This window comes from Amycolatopsis sp. 195334CR (genome assembly GCF_017309385.1).
Classification (GTDB): domain Bacteria; phylum Actinomycetota; class Actinomycetes; order Mycobacteriales; family Pseudonocardiaceae; genus Amycolatopsis.
Window position 1 is genome coordinate 1,412,423 of sequence record NZ_JAFJMJ010000001.1, and the last position, 22,202, is coordinate 1,434,624.

Sequence of the window (22,202 nt, forward strand, 5' to 3'; positions counted from 1 at the left end):
CGAGCGTGGAGGATGGGGTGAGCGCCCGCTTAGTTGAGATCGAAGGAGCCCCACGATGCCCGAAGCCGTGATCGTGTCCACCGCGCGTTCCCCGATCGGGCGTGCGAACAAGGGCTCACTGGTGAGCCTGCGGCCGGACGACCTGGCCGTGCAGATGGTGCGCGCCGCGCTGGACAAGGTCCCGCAGCTCGACCCCACCCAGATCGACGACCTGATGCTCGGCTGCGGCCTGCCCGGCGGCGAGTCCGGGTTCAACATGGGCCGCGCGGTGGCCGTCGAGCTCGGGTACGACCACCTGCCCGGCTGCACCGTCACCCGCTACTGCTCGTCGAGCCTGCAGACCACCCGGATGGCCCTGCACGCCATCAAGGCGGGTGAAGGCGACGTGTTCATCTCCGCCGGGGTGGAGACCGTCTCGCGGTTCTCCAAGGGCAGCTCGGACTCGTGGCCGGACACGCACAACCCGCTGTTCGCCGAGGCCGAGGCCCGCACGAAGGCGACCGCCGAGCAGGGCGCGGACAGCTGGACCGACCCGCGCGAGAACGGGCAGCTGCCCGACGTCTACATCGCCATGGGCCAGACCGCGGAGAACCTGGCGCGGCTGAAGAACGTCTCGCGCGAGGAGATGGACGAGTTCGGCGTCCGGTCGCAGAACCTGGCCGAGAAGGCGATCGCCGACGGGTTCTGGGCCAAGGACATCACGCCGGTGACGCTGCCGGACGGTTCGGTGGTGGCCAAGGACGACGGGCCGCGCGCCGGGGTCACGCTGGAGGGCGTGTCCGGGCTGAAGCCGGTGTTCCGCCCCGACGGCCGGATCACCGCGGGCAACTGCTGCCCGCTCAACGACGGTGCCGCGGCGCTGGTGATCATGTCCGACACCAAGGCGAAGGAACTGGGCATCACCCCGCTCGCGCGCGTGGTGTCCACCGGGGTTTCCGGGCTGTCGCCGGAGATCATGGGCTACGGGCCGGTCGAAGCGTCCAAGCAGGCGCTCGGCCGCGCCGGACTGTCCATCGGGGACATCGACCTGGTGGAGATCAACGAGGCGTTCGCGGCGCAGGTGATCCCGTCGTACAAGGACCTCGGGATCGACATCGAGCGGCTGAACGTCAACGGCGGCGCGATCGCGGTCGGGCACCCGTTCGGCATGACCGGCGCGCGGATCAGCTCGACGCTGATCAACTCGCTGCAGCACCACGACAAGCAGTTCGGCCTGGAAACCATGTGCGTCGGCGGCGGCCAGGGCATGGCCATGGTCCTCGAACGCCTCTCCTGACCTGAGCCCAATGCTATGAATGGGGCATTACTTGCAATCAACGCAAGTAATGCCCCATTCCTAGCGGTTGTCAGCAGATGGAGTCGGCGGGTTTCGGGTTGCCGAGGCCGAACAGCGGGCGCAGCTTGAGGCCGATCCAGGTGCCGCCGAGCGCGAACAGGCCCCACAGCCAGCCGTGCAGGCTGCCGACCGAGATGCCGCCGAGGTAGGCGCCGATGTTGCAGCCGCCGGCCAGCCGCGCGCCGATGCCCATCAGCACACCGCCCAGCACCGCGGCCAGCGCGGTGCGCCACGGGATCTGGCTGTGGATCTTCCACGCCCCGGCCGCCGCGGCGGCGATCGCGGCGCCGATCATGATGCCCACGTTGGTCAGCGTGGTCTTGTCCGTCCACACCGGACTCGCCAGCGCCTTGGCGTTGGTGCCGCTCTGCCAGAACTCCCACGCCTCCGGGTGCAGCCCGAACAGCTGCAGCACCTTCGCGCCCCACAGGGCGAAGGCGAAGGTGACGCCCCAGATCCCGCCGGACACCAGGAAAACCGCGCCGGCGAGCACGCCGAGCACCACCGCGCCGACCAGGATCGGCCACGAACCACGCAGGATCCTGGCGAAGCCGCGCGCGGTCGGCACCACGTCCACCGGCGGCGGGTTCCGCCGCGCCTGCACCAGTTTCGTCAGGTAGACGATGGCGACCAGCACGGCGATGGTGATCAGCCACGAGCCGAACCAGCCCACGTGGTCGGCCAGCAGCACGCCCGGCAGCGACGGCCAGCCGTCGAACAGCGGGAACGCCCAGGTGTAGAGCACCGAACCGGCGACGAACCCGCCGAGCGTGAGCACGATCGCCGACTGCCCGGAGCCGACCGCGAACAGCGTGCCGGAGGCGCAGGCACCGCCGAGCTGCATGCCGATCGCGAACAGCACCGCCCCGGCGAACAGGGCCAGTCCGATCGGGCCGCCGGTGGCCTTCGGCACCGAGCCGAACAAGCCGGAGCCGGTGGACACGATCAGCGCGATCAGCGTGGCCGCGGTGCCGAGCAGCAGGGTGTGCGCCCGCAGGCCCTGGCCGTTGCCGACGGCGATCAGCTGGCGCCAGGCCGAGGTGAAGCCGAAGCGGGAGTGGAACAGGGCCAGCCCGAGGCCGAGGCCGAGCGCCAGCAGGACCCCGTTCTTGGCGCCGAAGGAGGTCCAGACGTACCAGGTCAGCCCGATCGCGAGCAGCCCGGCGACGGCCAGCGGGACCACGCGGACCGGCTCCTCGGGCCGGGGTTCCGGCGCGGCGCAGGAGGTCGGGAAAGCGGGCAGGAACTTGGACTCGGTCTTGGACTCGGTCGCGGCCACCATGACTCCAGGCGATCTTCGGAGCAGAACGTCCCGAAGGTAGGCGGCGAGCCCGCCACCCGGCATCCCGTCCCACAGAGTGCGACGGACGCGCACGCGAAAAGGGCGGCACCCGGCCGGAGCCGGATGCCGCCCTTCCGAAGCGGGGAGCCGCTAGTCGCTCTGCAGGTACGAGAGCAGGCGCAGGATCTCCAGGTACAGCCAGACCAGCGTGGTCATCAGGCCGAACGCGGCGAACCAGGCCCACTTCGACGGCATGCCCTCGCGGATCATCCGGTCGGCCTGGTCGAAGTCCAGCAGGAAGCTGAACGCCGCGATGCCGATCACCACGAGGCTGAAGATGATCGCGATCGGGCCGCCGTCACGCAGCGGGTTGAAGCCGAAGAAGCTGGTCACCAGGTTGACCAGCATCAGGATCGCGGCGCCGACCACGGCACCGATGATCCACTTGGTCAGCTTGGGGGTGACCTTCACCGCGCCGGTCTTGTAGACCACCAGCATGGTGATGAACACACCGGCGGTGCCGATGATGGCCTGCAGCGCGATGCCCGGGTAGAGCATCTCGAACAGCCCGGAGATGGCACCGAGGAAAACACCCTCGGCGGCCGAGTAGGCCAGCGTCAGCGGCCCGCTCGGCTTCTGCTTGAAGATGATGACCAGCGAGATCACCAGACCGACGAGCATGCCGCCGATCATCGCGCCGAGGATCGGGCCCATCGCGTTGACCGCGGCCTGGGACTGCGCCCAGATCGCGGTGATGATCCCGGTGATGAGCGCGACGCCGAGGCTCATCCCGGTCTTGATGACGACGTCGTCGACGGTCATGGGCCGGTCGGCGGAGCCGGCCGGAGCCTGCGGCGGGCCGTAGCCCGGCACGCCACCCTGCGGCTGGCCGAAGCCCATGTTCGACCCGTACTGGGTTCCGTTGCCCACGGGCAAGCGCCGGAACGCGGGGTTGCTGCTGGAACGCACCTGATCCTCCTGGATCTACTGGCACCTTGCATCGGGTATAACGACCGCGCGTGCCGGCCGGTTCCCGTCGGGTAAAGACAACTTTACTCATACCGGACAGCGCCGGTGCACCACACACTAGGGACCTTTGATCACGGTTGTACCCCTGCCCAGGTGGCACAATGCACGTCCGGGGCGAATTCTGGAGGAAAAATGGCGACCTTCCTGGTGACCGGGGCGACCGGGCTGATCGGCCGCCACTTCACCCGGCTCCTGCTGACCCGCGAGGAGGTCGGCTCGGTCACACTCGTCGTCCGCGAGTCCTCCCGGGCCAGGCTGGCCGCGCTCGTCGACGGCTGGCCGCACGCCGAACGGGTGAAACTGGTCACCGGTGACCTCACCGAACCGCTGCTCGGCCTGGACGAAGCCACCCGCGACGAGCTCCGCGGCCAGGTCGACCACGTGATGCACCTCGCCGCGCTCTACGACCTCACCGCCGACGACGAGGAGAGCGTCCGCGCCAACGTCGAAGGCACCGCGCAGGTGCTCGCGCTGGCCGCCGACCTGCGGGCCGGCCGCCTGCACCACGTGTCCTCGGTGGCCGTCGCCGGTGACTACGACGGCGTGTTCACCGAGGAGATGTTCGACGCCGGGCAGCGCCTGCCCACGCCGTACCACCGCACCAAGTTCGAGGCCGAGCGACTGGTCCGCGAGCAGCACGAAGTGCCGTACCGGATCTACCGGCCCGCCGCGGTGGTCGGCCACTCGCGCACCGGCGAGATGGACAAGATCGACGGCCCGTACTACGTCTTCCCGGCCATCGCGCGGCTCACCTCGCTGCCGAGCCTGCCGCTGGTCGGCCCGGACATCGGCGACACCAACCTGGTCCCGGTCGACTACGTGGCCGACGCGCTGGTCGAGCTGAGCCTCAAGCCCGGGCTGGACGGCCAGGTCTTCCACCTGGTCAACCCGGAACCCCAGCCGGTCACCGACGTCTACAACGCCTTCGCCGGTGCGGCGGGCGCACCGAAGATCAGCACCGAACTCGACGAGCGCCTCTCGCGCGGGGTGCTCAAGCTGGTCCGGTTCAGCGAGAACATCCCCGGCGTGTCGATCGCGCGGGACGCGGTGCTCGAACGCCTCGGCATCCCGCCGGTGCTGCTGGACACGATGACCTTCCCGTCGGTGTTCTCCTCGGCGAGCACGCGCAAGGCGCTGGCCGGGTCCGGGGTGGAGGTGCCGCGGCTGGAGGACTACGCGCCGGCGCTGTGGCGCTACTGGCGCGAGCACCTCGACCCGTTCCGCGCGCGCAAGCACGGCCCGCGCGGGGAACTGGACGGCCGCCGCGTGGTGATCACCGGCGCGTCGTCGGGCATCGGCCGGGCGACCGCGCTGAAGGTCGCCGAGCAGGGCGGTGTGCCGCTGCTGGTGGCGCGGCGCCAGCACGAGCTGGAGGAGGTCCGCGACGAGATCATCGCCGCCGGCGGGCACGCCTCGGTGTACCCGGCGGACCTGACCGACGAGGAGTCGGTGCACAAGGCGGTCGACGCCATGCTCGCCGAGCACGGCCGGATCGACATGCTGGTCAACAACGCCGGCCGGTCGATCCGCCGGTCGATCAAGCTGTCCTACGACCGCATGCACGACTACGAGCGCGCGATGGCGATCAACTACTTCGGCGCGGTCCGGCTCATCCTCGCCGTGCTGCCGCACATGTCGGAGCGCAAGTTCGGGCACATCGTGAACGTGTCCTCGATCGGCGTGCAGGGCATCGCGCCGCGGTTCTCCGCGTACGCCGCGTCGAAGGCCGCGCTCGACTACTTCTCGCGCATCGCCGCCACCGAAACCCACGGCGACGGGATCACCTTCACCACCATCCACATGCCACTGGTGCGCACGCCGATGATCCGGCCGACCAAGATCTACGACGCGTTCCCGACGAAATCACCCGATCAGGCGGCGGACATGGTGCTCAAGGCGCTCAAGGAGCGGCCCAAGCACATCGGCACGCCGATCGGCCAGGCCATCGGGCTGGCCTACACGCTCACGCCGGGACTCACCGATGCCGTGGCGTACCAGGGTTTCCGCATCTTCCCGGACTCCGCGGCGGCCGGCGGCGAGGGCGGGCTCAAGATCGGCCGTGGCGAACGTCACCTCTCCAGGGCGGCCACCGCACTGGCGAAATTGACCAAGGGATTCCACTGGTAGGGCAGGTCGAACGCGGACGCGGTCGGCGGCGCGGGTAACGTCGAGGCCATGGCTGGAAGTGCTGGACGGTCCTCCGAACGCGAAACCGGATTCCTCCCCCTCCGTCGTGAATACGGACAGGCGTGGCACGGGTTCGATCGCAGCCAGGTGCTGCAGTACCTGGATCACGTCGAGGCACAGGTGCGCCGGGTCATGGCCGATCGCGATTCGGCCATGGCGCAGGCCAGCACGCTGTCCAGGGAGCTGGAGAACGCCCGCCGGGAGATCAGCAACCTGCACGCCAGGGTGGAGGAGCTGAAGAAGCCGCCGGAGCGGCTCGAGGACCTCGACGAGCGGATGCAGCGCTCGGTCAAGCTGGCCCAGATGCGCGCCGAGGAGATCACCCAGCGCGCGAAGGTGGCCGCCGAAAGCCACTGGACGGCCACCACCGAAGCCGCGGACAAGCTGCGCGAGCGCTACACCAAGCTGCTGGCCGAGGTGGACAAGCAGGCCGACGCCATCCAGCGCGAGCAGCGCGCCGCGCTGGACGCCACCCGCGCCGAGGTGCAGCGCCTGACCGTGGACGCCACCCGCCACCGCGAGCGGCTCGACATCGAGGCCGAGCGCAAGCGGCGCTCGCTGGAGATGGAGTTCGACGCCAAGCACGCCGCCGACCACGCGGCGCTGGAGAAGCACGTCGCCGATCAGCGCCAGGCGAGCAAGCAGCAGGCCGAGCGGCGGCTGTCCGAGGCGACCGCGGAAGCCAAGCGCCGGGTCGAGGAGGCCACCGCCGAGGCCAAGCGCCTGGTCGACGAGGCCACCCGCGACGCCGAGCGCCGCACGAACGACGCCACCACCAAGGTGAACAAGCTCTCCGAGCTGCAGCAGCAGGCGCTGGCCCGGCTGCGCGCGGCCGACGAGGTGCTCAGCCGCAACGCCGAGGCGCTCGACCCGATCGAGGACGAGGCCGACGAGTCGATCACCGCTCCCGCCGACGCGGCCAAGGACACCCCGCCCGCTCCCGCCGAGAAGAAGGAAGCGGAGAAGCCGTCGTCGAACGGGAACGGCAACGGCAACGGCAACGGCGTCAAGCCGGAACCGGAGAAGGCGAGCGCGTCGTCGTGACCGCCGGGAAGTCGACGTAACCGTCCAGCGCGGAGCCGTAGTGCTGGTGCTTGTCGACCTCCACCAGCGGCGCGCCGGAGGCGAAGCGGCCCGGTAGGTCCGGGTTGCCGATGAACAGCCTGCCGAAGGCGACCACGTCGACCAGTCCGGCCTCGACCAGCCGTTCCGCGTCCTCGCGGGTGGACGGCGGGCCCAGGTGCAGGTTGCCGATCAGCGGTCCGTGCCAGAGCGGCCGGATCACCGGGAACACCGCTTCGTCGGTGGCCACCACGTGCAGGTACGCCAGCCCGAGCCGGTTGAACTCGCGCAGCAGGTCGCCGTACACCGCCGGCCAGTCCGCCTCGACCAGGTCGTTCTCCGGGTTGCCCGGCGAGATCCGGTAGCCGACCCGGTCCGCGCCGATCGCGGCCACCACGGCTTCGGTGACCTCCAGCGGGAACCGGATCCGCTCGCCGTGGCGGTCGGTGCGCAGGTTCGTGTTGTCGGCGAGGAACTCGTGCAGCAGGTACCCGTTGGCGCCGTGCAGTTCGACGCCGTCGAAACCGGCGTCGATCGCGTTGCGCGCGGCGGTGACGAACTCCTCGGTGATCCGCGCCAGGTCGTCGGCGGTCAGCGCCCGCGGCGTGGTCGTCTCGGTCCAGCCGCCCTTGACGTAGACGCGGCCTTCGGCGCGCACCGCCGACGGCGCCACGGTCTGCTCGCCGATCAGCGACGGGTGGCTGACGCGTCCGGCGTGCCACAGCTGGGCGAAGATCCGCCCGCCCGCCGCGTGCACCGCGGTGGTCACCTCGCGCCAGCGCTCGACCTGCTCGGTGGTCACGATCCCGGGCACGCCGGGCGTGCTCTTGCCGGCGAGCACCGGCCAGATCCCCTCGGTCACGATCAATCCGGCGGAGGCGCGCTGGGCGTAGTACAGGCTGGTCAGCGGGTGCGGGACGCCGGTGGTGTCGTCGGCGCGGCCGCGGGTCATCGGGGCCATCGCGACGCGGTTCGGCAGGGCGAGCGCGCCGGTCCGGTAGGGGCGCAGCAGGGGGCTTTCGGTAGGCATGCCGCGAAGCTAAACCCTCACATCGGCGTGAGGGTCAAGCTAATCTCTCCCCATGAGGATCGGTGACCTGTCGCGGCGCACCGGGGTCAGTGTGCGGGCCCTGCGCTACTACGAGGAAGAGCACCTGCTCAAGCCCGGCCGCGACGCCAACGGGTACCGCTGCTTCCAGGAGAGCGACGTCGCCAAGGTGGTGCAGATCCAGCTGTTCTACTCGGCCGGGCTGTGCAGCAGCAAGATCGCGCAGTTGCTGCCGTGCGTGGACGGCACGGCGGAGTACATCGTGCCGGGGCCGGGACTGGCGAAGGACCTCGAGGTGGCGAAGCAGCGGATCCGCGGGCAGATCTCCGAACTGGAGACCTCGCTCGGCATCCTCGAACGCGTGCTGGCCGCGTCGAACGGTTCGGCCGACCGCTGCGTGCCGGTCACCCGCGGGCCCCGTGGCGCGGTCGACCTGAACATTAGTTGAGCTACGCTGCCCGCATGGCCGTTGCCCAGGAACTGACCATCGGGGAGATGGTCGAGCGGTGCGGGGTGCCCGCGTCGGCACTGCGCTTCTACGAGCGCGAAGGGCTCATCCGGAGCCGGCGCACCAGCGGGAACCAGCGGCGCTACGGCAGGCACGTGCTGCGGCGCGTGGCGTTCATCCGGGCTTCGCAGAGCGTCGGCATCCCGCTGGCGGTGATCCGCGAGGTGCTCGACTTCCTGCCCGCGGATTCCCCGCCCACCAAGGAGTTCTGGGAACGGGCGTCGGAGTGCTGGCGCCGGGAGCTGAACAGCCGCATCGAGAAGATGGAGCGGATGCGCGACCGGTTCACCGAGTGCATCGGCTGCGGCTGCCTGTCGTTCGACCAGTGCCAGCTGATGAACCCGGAGGACAAGCTCGCCGCGCTCGGCCCGGGTCCGCGCCGCCTTTAGGCGTTCGGGAAGAGCTGCTGGAGGGTGACCTCGCGGTTGGTCCGCACGTGTTCCAGCGCGCAGGTCCTGGCGCGTTCGGGATCGCCGGAGGCGATGGCCTCGTACAGCTCGCGGTGCTCGGCCAGCAGGTCGGACCAGTGCTCGTTCTGACTGGTCAGCCAGTGCAGCCGGTCGGCGAGCGGCTGCATCACGGTGGAGAGCAGGCTGTTGCCCGCCAGCGCGATGATCTCCTCGTGGAACCGGCTGTTCAGCTCGGCGATGCGGGCGGGCTTGTTCGCCGCGGTGGCGCGACCCGCCTGCACCAGGAGTTTTTCGAGGGCCCGCAGCCCGGCCCCGTCCGCGCGCTCGGCGGCGCGCGCGGCGGCCATGGACTCCAGCGCCTCGCGCACGTCGAACAGCTCCTCGACGTCCACTTTGGACAGCTGGCGGACGACCACCCGGCGCGGTGACTGCACCACCACGAAGCCGTCCGCCTCCAGGCTGCGGATCGCCTCACGCACCGGGACCCGCGAGACGCCGAGGTCCTCGGCGAGGTCGCGCTCGACGAGCCGGTCCCCCGGTTTCAGGCGGCCGTTGAGAATGCGCTCGCGCAGCTCGTCGCGCACGCGCTGCCGCACCGCGGCCAGCGGCTGCCGCGCCGTGTCGGTGTCCACTCGCTCCCCTGCCCCGCTCAACACGGCCGTAACCGGCCGTTACCAGAGTTTATCGCGGCGCCCATTGACGGCAGGCTTGTCGTGCGTCACATTTGGGATACCAAAGTTTGGGATACCAAACGCCCATCCGGGAAGACCGGGAGGCACTGTGACCGCTGTCGGCACCCCCGCGCCGGACCTCCGGCAGGACCCCCGCCTGTACAACGAGGACCTCGCTCCCGCCCGCGAGCGGAAGTGGAAGGTCTACGACATCTTCGCGCTGTGGATGTCGGACGTGCACAACCTCGGCAACTACACCTTCGCCGCCGGGCTCTTCGTGCTCGGCCTGTCCGCGTGGCAGGTGTTCACCGCACTGCTGTTCGGCTTCGTGATCATCTACTTCGGGATGAACCTGATGGGCCGGATCGGGCAGCGCACCGGGGTGCCGTTCCCGGTGGTGGCCAGGATCAGCTTCGGCACCTTCGGCGCCAACCTGCCCGCGTTGATCCGCGCGGTCATCGCGATCTTCTGGTACGGCATCCAGACCTATCTCGCCTCGGTGGCGATCACCGTGCTGGTGCTGGCGATCGATCCGGCGATGGAGTCGTGGACGCGGGTGAGCTTCCTCGGCCTGCACGCGCTGGGCTGGGCGTGCTTCATCGCGCTGTGGCTGGCGCAGGCGCTGGTGCTGACGCGCGGCATGGAGTCGGTGCGCAAGTTCCAGGACTGGTGCGGGCCGGCGATCTGGGTGGTGATGATCGCGCTGGCGGTGTGGATCCTGTTCGCCGCGGACTGGAACATCTCGCTGACCTCCAGCCCGACGCCGCTGTCGGTGGGTGAGCAGTTCCGCCAGTGGTTCGGCGCGGTGGGGCTGATCCTGGCCATCTACGGCACGCTGATGCTGAACTTCTGCGACTTCTCGCGGTTCACCCCGGACCAGAAAACGGTGCGGCGCGGGAACTTCTGGGGCCTGCCGATCAACTCGACGGCCTTCGCGCTGCTGTCGGTGATCGTCACCGCGGGCAGCCTGGAGGTGTTCGGCGAGGCGATCACCGACCCGGCCGCGCTGCTGGCGCGGGTGGACAACACGGCGGTGCTGGTGGTCGGCGCGCTGACCTTCGCCATCGCCACCATGGGCGTGAACATCGTGGCGAACTTCGTCTCGCCCGCCTACGACCTGGCGAACATGTGGCCGAAGCGGATCAGCTTCAAGGTCGGCGGCATGATCAGCGCGGTGGCCGCGTTGTGCGTGCTGCCGTGGAAGCTGTACTCGTCGCCGGCCGTGGTGAACTACTTCCTCGGCGGGCTCGGCGCGTTCCTCGGGCCGTTGTTCGGCATCATGATCGTCGACTACTACCTGATCAAGCGCGGTGCGGTGGACGTGGCGAAGCTGTTCGACGGATCGCCGGATTCGCCGTACCACTACCGCGGGGGCGTGAACCCGGTGGCGCTGTGGGTGTTCGTGCCGACGGCGGCGTTGAGCGCGGTGATCGCGCTGGTCCCGTTCTTCGCCCCGGCGGCGCCGTATTCGTGGTTCATCGGCACCGCGGCGGCGGGGGTGGCCTACCGGGTGCTGGCCCGATGAGGATCCTGGTGACCAACTGCAACACCACGGAGAGCATGACCAAGGAGATCGAAGCCGGGGCGCGCGCGGCGGCGAGCCCCGGTACGGAGATCGTGGCCATGACCCCGTCGTGGGGCCCGGAATCGGCGGAAGGCTGGCTGGACAGCTTTCTCAGCGCGGCCGCGGTGCTGGACCTGTTGCGGGGCATCGACGAGAGCGCGTACGACGCCGTGGTGCTGGCGGGTTTCGGTGAACACGGCCGCGAGGGCGCGCGGGAGTTGCTGGGCATTCCGGTCGTCGACATCACCGAAGCCGCCGCACACCTGGCTTGCCTGCTGGGGCGGCGGTACGGCGTTGTGACCACTTTGGACAGAACGGTGGGGATGATCGAGGACAGCCTGCACACCGCGGGCGTGTTGTCGAACTGCGTCGGCGTCGAAGGCACGGGCCTCGGGGTCCTGGAACTCGGGGATTCCCAGCGCACGACCTCGGCCCTGATCACCGCGGCGCGCCGGGTGCGCGACCGGGGCGCGGAGGTCGTGGTGCTCGGCTGTGCCGGGATGACCGGAATGGACCGCCGGATCAGCACGGAACTCGGCGTCCCGGTGGTGGACGGGGTGGCCGCCGGGATCCGCCTCGCCGAGTCGTGCGCGGCTTTGTCCCTGCGAACCAGCCGGATCGGCTCGTATGCGCCGCCCCTCCCCAAATCCCGGCGGTGGCATCCCTAGCGGCGAACCGAAAAATGGGCGTCGCTCGCGCGAGGGGTGCGAGCAACGCCCATTTTCTCGGGGCGGTGACAGCGAATCAGGCTCCGGTGCAGACAGCCACCGCGAACGGGCCGGAGGCGGTGTTCTCCGCGACCACGGCACCGTCGACGGTGATCTTGCAGGTGATGTCCCCACCGTTCTCGTCCGCCATCACGGTGAGCATGCCGCCCTTGATGATGCCCTTGTTCTCGGTCTGCTTGCTCCACGGCAGCGTGGAAACCGTCTCGCTCTGCGGGTTCAGCGCCTCGCCGTAGGTGACCTCCACATTGGACCCGGTACCGGTCACGTCGTAGGTCACCGCGGCGGTGCGGTTGTACTCGTCCTGCACCTCGTTGACCGCCGAGTTGAAGATGAAGATCCAGGCGATGCACACACCGAGGCCGAGCACCGAGGCCACGATGCCCACAATGGACAGCACCTTGTTGGTGGCCACGCCCTTGTTGACCCGCACCACACCGAGGATCGAGAAGATCAGGCCGAGGATCACCAGCGGCCAGGCGATCACGCCGATGAACGGGATCGGCGAGAAGATGAGCCCCACCAGGCCGAGCACGAAACCGGTGATGCCGATGCCGTTGCGCGGCGGCTGCTGCTGCGGCGGCTGCCCCTGGTACGGCATGGCGGGCGGGTAGGGGGTCTGCTGGGTCACGGGGATGTTCCTTTCGAATGAACTGGCGAAAAGGATGCAATCACCCGAACGGACTCCACCGCGTCGTACTGGAGCCTAACCGCGTTACGACAAAAGTCGTCACTTCTCCGCCCCGGGTAAGCCCTTTCGCTGATGAGCGGCCGCGCTTTCCCTGCGTACGCTTGATTTCATGGCCCGGCGTGTACTTGGCGTGCTGATCACCGTGCTCGCGGTGACCGCGAGCGTGATCAGCAGCATCTTCGTTTTCGCGTCGACCGGTTACCTGCCCGATGCCGACACCTTCGTGCCGAATACCTGGTCGACGCTGAGCTTCCTGACCGCCATCGCCGCGGCCGTCATGCTGTGCTGGCGGCACCAGTGGCCGCTGGTGGTCACCGGGATCGCGCTCGTGCCGTCACTCCTGCTCGGTGCGGACGCCCTCGCCGCACTGATCGCACTCGCCGCACTGGCCGCCGCCCGCCGAGACGTCTGGCTGTGGGCCGGTGCCGGTTCGGTGTACTCGGCGACCGCGCTGGCGCTGGCCAGGGACGCCAACCGGCACGAGGAGGTGTCGATCGCCGGCGCGATCGTGGGGACGCGGCACAGCCTCGGGCAGATCATCGGCATTCTCCTGCTGGCCGCGTTCATGACCGCGATCGCGCTCACCGTGGGGATCGTGCGCGGGGTGCGCGGTGATCTCGCCCGGCGCGAGGCGCAGGAACAGGAACTGCGCGCGGAAATGACGCGCCGGGCCGAGCGCACGCGGATCGCCCGCGAAATGCACGACGTGCTGGGACACCGGCTGTCCCTGTTGTCACTTCAGGCGGGAGCACTGGAAGTCAGCTCGGACGCCGAGTGTTCGAGCGAAGTCGCGCGCACCGTCCGGACCACCGCCCGACAGTCCCTTGAGGACCTTCGGCAGGTGATCGGCGTACTGCGCGACGGCCAGGGTTTCGGCGAGCAGGAGCCCGGGCCGCAGGCGCCGGAACGTCCACAACCGACACTCGCCGACCTGCCGGAGCTGATCGCCGGGGCCCGGCAGTCCGGCCTCGCGGCGAGCGCCACGATCATCCTCGACCAGGCGGCGGCCGCCCCCGTGCAGTTGGGCACCACGGTCTACCGGATCGTCCAGGAAGCACTCACCAACGTCCTGCGGCACGCGCCGGGCGCGCCCGCGGACGTGACCGTCCGTGGTGAACCCGGTGTCGGCCTGTCGATCGAGGTGGTGAACCCGCTGCCGACGGCCGCCCCCGAACCGTCGCCGGGCTCGGGGACCGGGTTGACCGGGGTGAGCGAACGGGTGTCGCTGCTGGGCGGGAGCGTGAGCGCCGGCCCGACCGAGGAGCGCCTTTTCGCCCTCCGGGCGTGGCTGCCCTGGGAGCCGCACTAGTGGTTCCGACCGCGCCCACTAGCATGACCGGGTGACCCAGCGCCCCTTACGTGTGCTGCTCGTGGACGACGACGCGATGGTCCGCACCGGGCTGTCCATGATCCTGGGCAGCACCGGGGACATCACCGTGGTCGGCGAGGCCGGGGACGGGGACGAGGCGGTCGCGAAGGTGACCGCGCACGCGCCGGACGTGGTGCTGATGGACATCCGCATGCGCCGGATGGACGGGCTGGCCGCGACCGCCGCGGTGACCGCGCTCCCCCGGCCGCCGAAGGTGCTCGTGCTGACCACCTTCGACCTGGACCAGTACGTGTTCGACGCGCTCGGCGCGGGGGCGAGCGGGTTCCTGCTGAAGGAGTGCTCCCCGCAGGAGATCATCGACGCGGTGCGCGTGGTCGGCGCCGGTGAGGCGATGCTTTCGCCGCGTGCCACCAAGAAACTGATCGGGCACTTCGTCTCGGCGCAGTCCAACCCGCGGCGCCACCGGGCGATGACCGGGTTGGGCACGCTGACCGAACGGGAGCGCGAGATCGTCACCGCGGTCGCCCAGGGAAAGCCGAACTCGGTGATCGCCGCCGAACTGCACCTGAGCGAGGCGACGGTGAAGACGCACATCACCCGCATCTTCGCCAAGATCAACGCGGCGAACCGGGTGCAGCTGACCATCTTCGCCTACGAAGCCGGGCTCGTGGTGCCCTAACCCCAGAACACGCCGTTCGGGTTGCGGTCGATCTCCTCGAGGAGCGGCACGGGCGACTCGGCCGTGGGCGCCCCGGGATAGGACAGCCACCGACCGTCGCGGTCCGCCCAGCGCACCGACCACGTCCCGGTCTCGTCGAGCCGGAGTTGCGCGATCTTCTGCTCGACCCACTCGGCGCCGGGTTCGGACCGCCACGGCGGCCGCTGCTCCACGATCGTCACCGAGCGCCCGCGCCGGGCGCACCGCACCCGGACCTGGTCCCGGACCGCGGCCGGCACCCGTTCCGCGCACCAGCGTTCGACCTGCCGGAAAGCGAAGTCCGGAATTCCAGCCATGTCCGCCCTAGTCGATCTTGGGGAGTTCCACCGTGCGCCGGCGGGGGCGGTCCCGCAGGCCCACCACCATCACCGCCAGGCAGGCGACCCCGGCGGAGATCGCGGCCTCGCCGCTCCAGCGATAGGACGGGCCCGGCCCCTGGGTCACCACCAGCACGCCGATCCCCAGGAACGCCAGCCCGAGCACCGCCGCGGCAAAACAGCGCACACCCACCATGGGCCGCATTCTCCCGACCGGGCACGGCCGGGGTCAACCAGTGCCCCCGACGGGGTTCGAACCCGCACTGGGTCGATTTTAAGTCGACTGCCTCTGCCGATTGGGCTACGGGGGCACGGCCCAGCCTAGGCGGCCGGGCCCGGCTCCCGCAGCTCAGGTCAGGACTTCGTGGCCCTGGTGAACTCGTCCTTCGGGTTGTTGATCTGCCCGAGCGACACGACCTCGCGCCGCAGGAGGCCGCCGAAGACCCAGTCGAAGAAGATCCGGATCTTCCGGTTCCACGTCGGCATCGCCTTGACGTGGTACGCGCGGTGGAAGACCCAGGCCGGGAAGCCCTTGATCTTCAGGTTCAGCGCGTCGGCCACACCCTTGTGCAGGCCCAGCCCGGCGACCGCACCGAGGTTCTTGTGGTAGTAGTCCTTCGGCTGACCACCACGCAGCACCTTGATGATGTTCTTCGCCATCAACCGCGCCTGGCGCACCGCGTGCTGCGCGTTCGGCGGGCAGGTGGCCGAGGGGTCCTCCTCGGTGCGCGCGAGGTCCGGCACCGCGGCGTTGTCGCCCGCGGTCCACACGTCGGGGTGCCCGACCACCTGCAGCGCCGCGGTCGCTTCGAGCCGGCCGCGCTTGTCCAGCGGCAGGTCCGAGTCGGCCAGCACCGGGTTGGCCTTCACGCCGGCCGTCCAGATGATCGTGTCGCTGTCGAACTCGGTGCCGTCCGAGAGCACCACGTGCCCGTTCTCGAACGACTTCGCCGCGGTCGACAGGTAGACCTCGATGCCGCGCTTCTCCAGCTGCTCCACGGTCCACACCCCGAGCGTCTCGCGGACCTCGGGCAGGATGCGGCCCGCGGCCTCGACGAGCACCCACCGGATGTCCGACGGCTCGATGTTCTCGTAGTACCTGGTCGCGAAGCGGGTCATGTCCTCGAGCTCGGCGAGCGCTTCGATGCCCGCGAACCCGCCACCGACCACGGTGAAGGTCAGCAGTCGCTTGCGCAGCTCGGGGTCGAGCGTGCTGGCCGCCTGGTCGAGCTTGGTCAGCACGTGGTTGCGGAGGTAGATCGCCTCGCCGATGGTCTTGAAGGCGATGCCCTCCTCGGCGAGCCCGGGGATGGGCAGGATGCGCGCCACCGCGCCCAGTGCGACCACCAGCACGTCGTAGGACAGCTGCTCGATGTGGCCGTCGGCCGCCTCGACGGTGACGGACTTGCGTTCGTGCTCGATCTTGGTGACGCGCGCGGTCAGCACGTGGCACCGCTTGAGCACGCGCCGCAACGGGACCACCACGTGCCGCGGCTCGATCGCACCGGCCGCCGCCTCCGGGAGGAAGGGCTGGTACGTCATGTGCGGCTGGGGGTCCACAACGGTGACGGACGCTTCGTTGGCCCGCAGCATCTTCTGGAGCCCGAACGCCGTGTACAGACCGACATATCCGCCGCCGAGGACGAGGATCCGAGCCGGTTCCGACTTCGCTGCCATGAGTCCATGGTCGCACCCATCCGGGGCCCTCGCTCGTGTACCCCGCGCTGCTGTGACCAGCGTCGCCACCGAAGATTGAACGATTCAGCACGTCGGGGCTCCGGGTAACCGGGCAACCACGGAGCGTAGATCGAGTAAGACCAGAATAAACCCGTACCGGGTGTTTTCGGGCGGTTTCACCACTCTCCGCTATCGGGTGAGCGAACTCACCCCCAGCTCCCAGACCACGTCCGTACCGGCCATCCCCGGCCGCGGTTCCTCCCTGGGCGGACGGTGCCGCGCGACCTCGGTGAAGCCCAGCCGCTGGGGTACGGCGCCGCTGTCTTCGTTGGCCTCGTCGTGCCAGATCTGGATCCGGTCGACGTCGGGCAGCGCGAACGCGACCGGCACCAGCGCCGCCACGGCCTCGGTCATCAGGCCGCGGCCGGTCCAGTCCGGGTGCAGCCAGTAGCCGATCTCGATGCCGCCGGGTCCGATGCGGCGCTCCATCCCGATCGAGCCGACGATCCGGCCGTCGACGCGCAGCGCGTAGGGATAGGCCGTACCCGCTTCCCACTGCTCGTCGACCTTGTCGAGGAAGTCGGCCGCGCGGTAGTCGCCGTAGGCCCAGACCAGCCAGGGCTTCAGGTGCTCCTGGGCCTCCTCGACCACGCGCTGCAGTTCGGTGGCGTCGCCGGTGGACCAGCGCCGCAGGTGCACGCGCTCGCCGGCGACTTCTTCCGGCGGCCTCACGGGATGCCCGCCGCGGTCTTGGCGCGGGTGAGCACCTCGCGCACCATCGCCGGGGTGAGGCGGCCGGTGAAGGTGTTCTGCTGCGAGACGTGGAAGCAGCCGAACACCTGCAGCTCCGTCGGCCCGTCCAGGACGACGCGCACGCCGTGGCCGAACTTCGGGCGCGGGCGCGGGACCTCCCACCCGGCGGCGGCCAGCACCGGCATCAGCGCCTGCCAGCCGAAACCGCCGAGCACCACGATCGCGTGCAGGGTGGGCCGCAGCAGTTCCAGCTCCCTGGCCAGCCAGCGCCCGCAGGTGTCGCGCTCGGCCGGGGTCGGCTTGTTCGCGGGCGGCGCGCAGTGCACCGGCGACGTGATGCGCGTGCCGATCAGCTCCAGGCCGTCGCCGATGTGGTGCGCCTCCGGCTGGGTGGCCAGGCCGACGTCGTACATCGCCCGGTACAGCACCTCGCCGGAGCGGTCGCCGGTGAACATGCGGCCCGTCCGGTTCGCGCCGTGGGCGGCCGGCGCCAGTCCGACGATGCCCAGCGACGCGTCGGCGGGCCCGAACCCGGGTACCGGGCGGCCCCAATACGTCTCGCCGGCGAAGGCCGCGCGCTTCGTCTCGGCCACTTGCTCGCGCCATTCGACCAACCGCGGGCAGGCCCGGCAGTCGATCAGTTCGGCGTCCATCTCGGCCAGGGTCATCCCACCATTGTGATCTAGATTCGAAGCATGCCGGAAACAGATAAAACCGAAGAGGAAACCAAGCCGCCCGAGCCCAGCGACGACCTGGTCACCACCACGCACACGCTGGGGGACCTGGCCTACACCGCCCAGACCGGCCGGATCGTGCTGAAGAAGGAGGTGCTCACCGACGGCAAGTTCGACGGGCACCTGGCCAAGGCCGAGGTCTTCCTCACCGCCTACACGCTGGACGACGCCGATCCGGCGACCCGCCCGGTGACCTTCGCGTTCAACGGCGGACCCGGTTCTTCGAGCGTCTGGCTGCACCTGGGGGTGCTGGGCCCGCGCCGGGTGATCTCCGGAGACGTCGACTCCCCCGCCCCGCCGCCGTACGGCCTCGCGGACAACCCGGAAAGCCTGCTGCGACACAGCGACCTGGTGTTCATCGACCCGGTCTCCACCGGCTACTCGCGCGCGGCGACCGGCGAGAAGCCGAAGGACTACCTCGGCTTCACCCCGGACGTGGAGTCCGTCGGCGAGATCATCCGGCTGTGGACCTCGCGCAACGGGCGCTGGCTCTCGCCGAAGTTCCTGGCCGGTGAGTCCTACGGCACGCTGCGCGCCGCGGCGCTGGCGGCGCACCTGCAGGACCGCCACAGCATGTACCTGAACGGGCTGCTGCTCATCTCGTCCGTGCTGGACATGGGCTCGATCCGGTTCACCGAGGGCAACGAGCAGGCCTACGTCAGCTTCCTGCCCACCTACGCGGCGATCGCGCACTACCACGGGTTCCACGGCGACCGGCCGCTCGACGAGGTGCTCGCCGAGGCCGAGGCGTTCGCCGCCCGCGACCTGCCGTGGGCGCTGCAGCGCGGTGCCCGGCTGACCGCCGACGAGCGGGCAGGCGCGGTGCGCGAGCTGGCCCGGCTGACCGGGCTGAGCGAGTCCTATGTGGACCGGGTCAACCTGCGGATCGAGCACGTGCGGTTCTTCACCGAGCTGCTGCGCGAGCGCGGCCTGACCGTCGGCCGGATGGACGGCCGGTTCACCACCTGGGAGCCGGACGGCGGCCGCGAGAGCATGAGCGACGACGCCTCGATCTCACGGATCATCGGCGCCTACTCGGCCGCGTTCAACCACTACGTGCGCGCCGAACTCGGTTACCAGAGCGATCTGCCGTACGAGATCCTGTCGATGAACGTGTTCCAGCAGTGGTCCTACAGCGACTTCGAGGGCCGCGCGGTGTCCGCGGTGCGCTCGCTGAGCGCGGCGATGCGGGCCAACCCGCACCTGAAGGTGCACGTCGCCTTCGGCCACTACGACGGCGCGACCCCGTACTACGGCTCGGAGAACGTGCTCGCGCACCTGGAGATCCCCGAGGAACTGCACGCCAACATCGACCGGGCGTACTACCCGGCCGGGCACATGATGTACGTGCACGAACCGTCGCGGGTGCGGCAGGCGGCCGACCTGGCCGCGTTCATCCGGTCGGCCGTGCCCGGCACCGACTAGGTGGTGGTCTTCCAGCCGACGCCCGCCAGGCCGCGGGACTTCTCGGGCTGGTTGGCGAAGAGCTCGTCCCCGTCCGGCTGCCACTGCGGCAGCCAGACGAGGCCGGGGTCGGCGAGTTCGAGGCCCTGGAAGAACGCCTCGATGTCCGGCCTCGGCCGCGGGACGGCCGGGTTGTTGGTCTGCTTGCGGTAGGCCGCCGCGACCTTGTCCCCGGCGGCGATGGTGGCCAGGTCCTTCGGGTCCACGTGGATGTGCGAGATCGCCACCATGCTCCCGGCGGGCAGCCGGTCGAGGTAGTAGCGCAGCGTCTCGTGCGGCTTGGTGTCGTCCGGCATGAAGTGCAGCAACGCCACCAGCAGCAGCGCCACCGGCTGGGTCTCGTCGATCAGCCCGGTGTTCTGCACGCGGCGCCACAGCTGCGGCCCGTCGAAGAAGTCGGCGTCGATGGCGCGGTGGCGCTCGGGGTCGGCGGTGCGTTCGAGCAGGATCTCGGCGTGCGCGCGGGCGATCGGCTCGTTGTCGATGTAGACCACCCGGCACTCGCCCGGCGCCGCCTCCTCGGCGACCTCGTGCACGTTGCCCTGGGTGGGCAGGCCCGAGCCGATGTCGACGAACTGCCGGATGCCCGAGTCCACCGCGTACCGCACCGCGCGGCCGAGGAAGGCCCGGTTGGACCTGGCGAAGCGCTTGATGTCGGGCAGCGCCTTCATCTGCTCGTCGGCGAACGCGCGGTCGGCGGCGTAGTTGTGGCTGCCGCCGAGCAGGTAGTCGTAGACGCGGCCGACGGAGACCTTGTCGATCGAGTCACCGAGGCGGGCGGCATCGCTGGCGGTCATCGGACTCCCATCCTGGACGCGGTGTGGGGACAGTTCTACCCCACAACCGGACAAAAGTCGTGGGTGCCAGTACTTCCCCGGCACCCACGACTTCTGGGGAATTCCTTACCCGCGGAGGTGCTCCTTGCCGTGCGTCACCGCGGTGTAGGCGTCGACGGCGCCGTGGCCGTAGAAGCCGTTGAACGCCGTGTCACCCGTGCAGGTGGCGGTGAAGCTCGCGTCGCGGCCCTCGTCCAGGTAGTCCACGGTCCGCGGCACCGGGCAGGCGATCTTCGCCGCGGTGCCCTCGAGCACGCGCTGCACGGCGTCCGGGTCCATGCCGAACCCGCCCCGGCCGGGCTTGCCGTACTGGGAGACGATCAGCGCGGCGACCCCGGTCGCGTGCGGTGAGGCCATCGACGTGCCCTGCAGCCACTGGTAGTAGCCGACCCGGCCGTCCGCCGCGGTCGCCTTCCGCACCCCGGCCTTGACGCCGTCCTCGGTCAGGTTGCCGTCCGCGTCGATCATGCCCTCGGCGGCCCCGACGTTGCGCGGGTAGGTCGACAGGATCTGGTTCTCCACGGTGGAGAACCACGGGGTGCCGAAGTAGTCGCGGTAGTAACCACCCGGCGCGGACACCGAGATCTGCTCGACGCCGTAGTTCGAGTAGTCCGCCTTCGCCTGCGATGGGCCGAACGCGGAGACGCCGATCGTGTGGTTGCCCTCGACCGGCAGCGTGACGCACGACGCGTTGTCGATGTCGCGCTGGTAGTTGGTGTTCGCCGGGAAGTTCGGGCTGACCTTGTCCGGCTGCGGGGCGCCGAGGTCGCTGTGCTGGTTGCCGAGCGAGACCACCTGCGTCACGCCCTTGCCGTGCGCGTAGTCCAGCGCGCGGTTGACCGCCTCGGTGATGGTGCGCTGCTCGCGCTGGCGCTCCGGCGAGTCGGCCGGGTTGGCCTGGCAGTTGTACAGCCACGGGTCCACGAAGAAGCTCATGTTGACCACGTCGAGCCGCGCGTCACCGGCGTAGGTGATCGCGTCGACCACCGGCTGCAGGAAGAAGCTGCCCGAGTCCTGGCCGGCGCGCACGTTCACGATGCTCACGTTCGGCGCGACGCCGGAGAGGCCGAAGCCGTTGGCCGCGGCGCCGATGGTGCCCGCCACGTGGGTGCCGTGCCCGCCGTCGTCGTGGTTGACCGGGTCGACGCAGCCGCGGAACTCGCACGGGCCGTCGACCACGTTGCCCGCCTCGTCGGCCGGGATGTCGCGGACGAAGTTGCGGGAGAGCGCCGCGTCGAAGTTCGGCGCGATGTCCGGGTGGGTGCCGTCGACGCCGGTGTCCAGCACGCCGACCTTGACCCGCTTGTCGCCGGGCTGGACGGTGCGCGCCAGGTCGGAGCGGACCGACTTCAGGCCCCACAGCTGCTCGTCCAGCGGGTCGGTGCCGACCGGGGCGGGCGCGTTCGGCTTGCCCTTCTTCGCCGGCTGGCCGCGCTGGGCCTCCTTCTCCACCACGTCCGCCTTGGGCGCGGCGTCGCGCACCGGGGCGTGGCCGATGGCCTGCGCTTTGGCCGCGCCGTAGACCGCGGGGTCGGCGGAAACCCGCTCGCTGAAGCCGTTCACCGGCGCGCTCGCGGTGACCAGGCCGATCGCGGCGTTGGACTTCACCACGGTGCCGCCCGCGTCGCGGACCGCCTGCTCGGCGTCGGCGGCGCTCTGCCCCGGCGCGGCCAGCACGGTGAACTCGGTCGCGGCGCCGGACAGCTCCGGCTGCGCCGAGACGGCCGGCGCGGCCAGCACCCCACCGGCCAGCGGCACGGCGAGCGCCGCGAACAGGAACTTGCTTCTCTTCACGCTGAATTCCTCCTACACAGGGAACAGGCGGAATCTACGGCGTGCAACCGAATTCGAATACCGACG

General features: G+C 70.0%; 22 protein-coding genes and 1 tRNA gene. 10 read left to right on the forward strand and 13 right to left on the reverse strand.

Annotated features, from left to right (window positions below; genetic code table 11):
- Positions 1–55 precede the first annotated feature (55 nt).
- Complete coding sequence (locus tag JYK18_RS06860) at positions 56–1,276, forward strand: acetyl-CoA C-acetyltransferase (protein ID WP_206801308.1); 1,221 nt, start codon at positions 56–58, stop codon at positions 1,274–1,276.
- A gap of 70 nt (positions 1,277–1,346) precedes the next feature.
- Here the strand turns inward: JYK18_RS06860 and JYK18_RS06865 are convergent, their stop codons facing one another.
- Positions 1,347–2,618 (reverse strand): YeeE/YedE family protein, encoded by a 1,272-nt coding sequence (locus JYK18_RS06865; protein ID WP_206801309.1) that lies wholly within the window; start codon positions 2,616–2,618, stop codon positions 1,347–1,349.
- Between the two features lie 150 nt (positions 2,619–2,768).
- Complete coding sequence (locus JYK18_RS06870) at positions 2,769–3,587, reverse strand: Bax inhibitor-1/YccA family protein (RefSeq protein ID WP_206801310.1); 819 nt, start codon at positions 3,585–3,587, stop codon at positions 2,769–2,771.
- A gap of 192 nt (positions 3,588–3,779) precedes the next feature.
- On the opposite strand from JYK18_RS06870, the gene JYK18_RS06875 reads away from it, so the two are divergent.
- Together JYK18_RS06875 and JYK18_RS06880 are read left to right on the forward strand one after the other, a co-directional pair.
- Positions 3,780–5,774, forward strand: a complete 1,995-nt coding sequence (locus tag JYK18_RS06875; RefSeq protein ID WP_206801311.1) for an SDR family oxidoreductase — start codon at positions 3,780–3,782, stop codon at positions 5,772–5,774.
- Positions 5,775–5,822: 48 nt separating this feature from the next.
- A complete protein-coding gene (locus JYK18_RS06880; protein ID WP_206801312.1) occupies positions 5,823–6,878 on the forward strand; it encodes a cell division protein DivIVA in 1,056 nt (351 codons plus the stop codon).
- Here JYK18_RS06880 and JYK18_RS06885 read toward each other — a convergent pair.
- Positions 6,841–7,926 (reverse strand): alkene reductase, encoded by a 1,086-nt coding sequence (locus tag JYK18_RS06885; RefSeq protein WP_206801313.1) that lies wholly within the window; start codon positions 7,924–7,926, stop codon positions 6,841–6,843. The genes JYK18_RS06880 and JYK18_RS06885 overlap by 38 nt on opposite strands.
- A gap of 52 nt (positions 7,927–7,978) precedes the next feature.
- On the opposite strand from JYK18_RS06885, the gene JYK18_RS06890 reads away from it, so the two are divergent.
- The gene (locus tag JYK18_RS06890) at positions 7,979–8,392 is read left to right on the forward strand and encodes a MerR family transcriptional regulator (RefSeq protein WP_206801314.1); all 414 of its coding nucleotides are present in this window, start codon (positions 7,979–7,981) and stop codon (positions 8,390–8,392) included.
- 14 nt (positions 8,393–8,406) lie between these two features.
- Complete coding sequence (soxR, locus tag JYK18_RS06895) at positions 8,407–8,841, forward strand: redox-sensitive transcriptional activator SoxR (protein WP_206801315.1); 435 nt, start codon at positions 8,407–8,409, stop codon at positions 8,839–8,841.
- Here soxR and JYK18_RS06900 read toward each other — a convergent pair.
- The gene (locus JYK18_RS06900; RefSeq protein WP_206801316.1) at positions 8,838–9,494 is read right to left on the reverse strand and encodes a GntR family transcriptional regulator; all 657 of its coding nucleotides are present in this window, start codon (positions 9,492–9,494) and stop codon (positions 8,838–8,840) included. The genes soxR and JYK18_RS06900 overlap by 4 nt on opposite strands.
- 148 nt (positions 9,495–9,642) lie before the next feature.
- Between JYK18_RS06900 and JYK18_RS06905 the strand changes: the two genes are divergently transcribed.
- Together JYK18_RS06905 and JYK18_RS06910 are read left to right on the forward strand one after the other, a co-directional pair.
- Entirely contained in the window at positions 9,643–11,058 is a 1,416-nt protein-coding gene (locus tag JYK18_RS06905; RefSeq protein ID WP_206801317.1) for an NCS1 family nucleobase:cation symporter-1, read from the forward strand.
- Positions 11,055–11,765: an aspartate/glutamate racemase family protein gene (locus tag JYK18_RS06910; RefSeq protein WP_206801318.1), complete on the forward strand. Its 711-nt coding sequence runs from the start codon at positions 11,055–11,057 to the stop codon at positions 11,763–11,765. The genes JYK18_RS06905 and JYK18_RS06910 overlap by 4 nt, the downstream gene beginning before the upstream one ends.
- 76 nt (positions 11,766–11,841) lie before the next feature.
- Here the strand turns inward: JYK18_RS06910 and JYK18_RS06915 are convergent, their stop codons facing one another.
- Positions 11,842–12,453, reverse strand: coding sequence for an MmpS family transport accessory protein (locus tag JYK18_RS06915; RefSeq protein WP_307795801.1), 612 nt, complete (start codon positions 12,451–12,453; stop codon positions 11,842–11,844).
- A 169-nt stretch (positions 12,454–12,622) separates the two neighbouring features.
- On the opposite strand from JYK18_RS06915, the gene JYK18_RS06920 reads away from it, so the two are divergent.
- Entirely contained in the window at positions 12,623–13,822 is a 1,200-nt protein-coding gene (locus tag JYK18_RS06920) for a sensor histidine kinase (RefSeq protein ID WP_206801319.1), read from the forward strand.
- Positions 13,823–13,874: 52 nt separating this feature from the next.
- Complete coding sequence (locus tag JYK18_RS06925) at positions 13,875–14,522, forward strand: response regulator transcription factor (protein WP_206804057.1); 648 nt, start codon at positions 13,875–13,877, stop codon at positions 14,520–14,522.
- Here JYK18_RS06925 and JYK18_RS06930 read toward each other — a convergent pair.
- The 6 genes from JYK18_RS06930 to JYK18_RS06955 form a co-directional block, all read right to left on the reverse strand.
- On the reverse strand, positions 14,519–14,857 hold the full coding sequence (locus tag JYK18_RS06930; RefSeq protein WP_206801320.1) for a DUF3024 domain-containing protein: 339 nt from the start codon (positions 14,855–14,857) through the stop codon (positions 14,519–14,521). The two genes, JYK18_RS06925 and JYK18_RS06930, sit on opposite strands and share 4 nt — an antisense overlap.
- Before the next feature lie 7 nt (positions 14,858–14,864).
- Positions 14,865–15,074: a hypothetical protein gene (locus JYK18_RS06935; protein ID WP_206801321.1), complete on the reverse strand. Its 210-nt coding sequence runs from the start codon at positions 15,072–15,074 to the stop codon at positions 14,865–14,867.
- Between the two features lie 41 nt (positions 15,075–15,115).
- A tRNA-Leu gene (locus JYK18_RS06940) sits at positions 15,116–15,189 on the reverse strand.
- Between the two features lie 43 nt (positions 15,190–15,232).
- On the reverse strand, positions 15,233–16,555 hold the full coding sequence (locus JYK18_RS06945) for an NAD(P)/FAD-dependent oxidoreductase (protein WP_206801322.1): 1,323 nt from the start codon (positions 16,553–16,555) through the stop codon (positions 15,233–15,235).
- 189 nt (positions 16,556–16,744) lie between these two features.
- A complete protein-coding gene (locus JYK18_RS06950; protein WP_206801323.1) occupies positions 16,745–17,287 on the reverse strand; it encodes a GNAT family N-acetyltransferase in 543 nt (180 codons plus the stop codon).
- Complete coding sequence (locus JYK18_RS06955) at positions 17,284–17,976, reverse strand: uracil-DNA glycosylase (protein ID WP_206801324.1); 693 nt, start codon at positions 17,974–17,976, stop codon at positions 17,284–17,286. Before JYK18_RS06955 ends, JYK18_RS06950 begins: the two co-directional genes overlap by 4 nt.
- A 27-nt stretch (positions 17,977–18,003) precedes the next feature.
- Here JYK18_RS06955 and JYK18_RS06960 point away from each other — a divergent pair, with 27 nt between their 5' ends.
- Entirely contained in the window at positions 18,004–19,467 is a 1,464-nt protein-coding gene (locus tag JYK18_RS06960; RefSeq protein WP_206801325.1) for a S10 family peptidase, read from the forward strand.
- On the opposite strand, the gene JYK18_RS06965 is transcribed toward JYK18_RS06960, so the two are convergent.
- Both JYK18_RS06965 and JYK18_RS06970 read right to left on the reverse strand, forming a co-directional pair.
- Positions 19,464–20,303, reverse strand: coding sequence for an SAM-dependent methyltransferase (locus JYK18_RS06965; protein ID WP_206801326.1), 840 nt, complete (start codon positions 20,301–20,303; stop codon positions 19,464–19,466). The genes JYK18_RS06960 and JYK18_RS06965 overlap by 4 nt on opposite strands.
- A gap of 105 nt (positions 20,304–20,408) precedes the next feature.
- Complete coding sequence (locus JYK18_RS06970; RefSeq protein ID WP_307795802.1) at positions 20,409–22,136, reverse strand: S8 family serine peptidase; 1,728 nt, start codon at positions 22,134–22,136, stop codon at positions 20,409–20,411.
- Positions 22,137–22,202: the final 66 nt, after the last annotated feature.

Coding starts and splice junctions, on each gene's coding strand:
- JYK18_RS06860 (WP_206801308.1), top strand. CDS start 56: ATGCCCGAAGCCGTGATCGTGTCCACCGCGCGTTCCCCGATCGGGCGT.
- JYK18_RS06865 (WP_206801309.1), bottom strand. CDS start 2,618: ATGGTGGCCGCGACCGAGTCCAAGACCGAGTCCAAGTTCCTGCCCGCT.
- JYK18_RS06875 (WP_206801311.1), top strand. CDS start 3,780: ATGGCGACCTTCCTGGTGACCGGGGCGACCGGGCTGATCGGCCGCCAC.
- JYK18_RS06880 (WP_206801312.1), top strand. CDS start 5,823: ATGGCTGGAAGTGCTGGACGGTCCTCCGAACGCGAAACCGGATTCCTC.
- JYK18_RS06885 (WP_206801313.1), bottom strand. CDS start 7,926: ATGCCTACCGAAAGCCCCCTGCTGCGCCCCTACCGGACCGGCGCGCTC.
- JYK18_RS06890 (WP_206801314.1), top strand. CDS start 7,979: ATGAGGATCGGTGACCTGTCGCGGCGCACCGGGGTCAGTGTGCGGGCC.
- soxR (WP_206801315.1), top strand. CDS start 8,407: ATGGCCGTTGCCCAGGAACTGACCATCGGGGAGATGGTCGAGCGGTGC.
- JYK18_RS06910 (WP_206801318.1), top strand. CDS start 11,055: ATGAGGATCCTGGTGACCAACTGCAACACCACGGAGAGCATGACCAAG.
- JYK18_RS06920 (WP_206801319.1), top strand. CDS start 12,623: ATGGCCCGGCGTGTACTTGGCGTGCTGATCACCGTGCTCGCGGTGACC.
- JYK18_RS06930 (WP_206801320.1), bottom strand. CDS start 14,857: ATGGCTGGAATTCCGGACTTCGCTTTCCGGCAGGTCGAACGCTGGTGC.
- JYK18_RS06935 (WP_206801321.1), bottom strand. CDS start 15,074: ATGGTGGGTGTGCGCTGTTTTGCCGCGGCGGTGCTCGGGCTGGCGTTC.
- JYK18_RS06945 (WP_206801322.1), bottom strand. CDS start 16,555: ATGGCAGCGAAGTCGGAACCGGCTCGGATCCTCGTCCTCGGCGGCGGA.
- JYK18_RS06955 (WP_206801324.1), bottom strand. CDS start 17,976: ATGACCCTGGCCGAGATGGACGCCGAACTGATCGACTGCCGGGCCTGC.
- JYK18_RS06960 (WP_206801325.1), top strand. CDS start 18,004: ATGCCGGAAACAGATAAAACCGAAGAGGAAACCAAGCCGCCCGAGCCC.
- JYK18_RS06965 (WP_206801326.1), bottom strand. CDS start 20,303: ATGACCGCCAGCGATGCCGCCCGCCTCGGTGACTCGATCGACAAGGTC.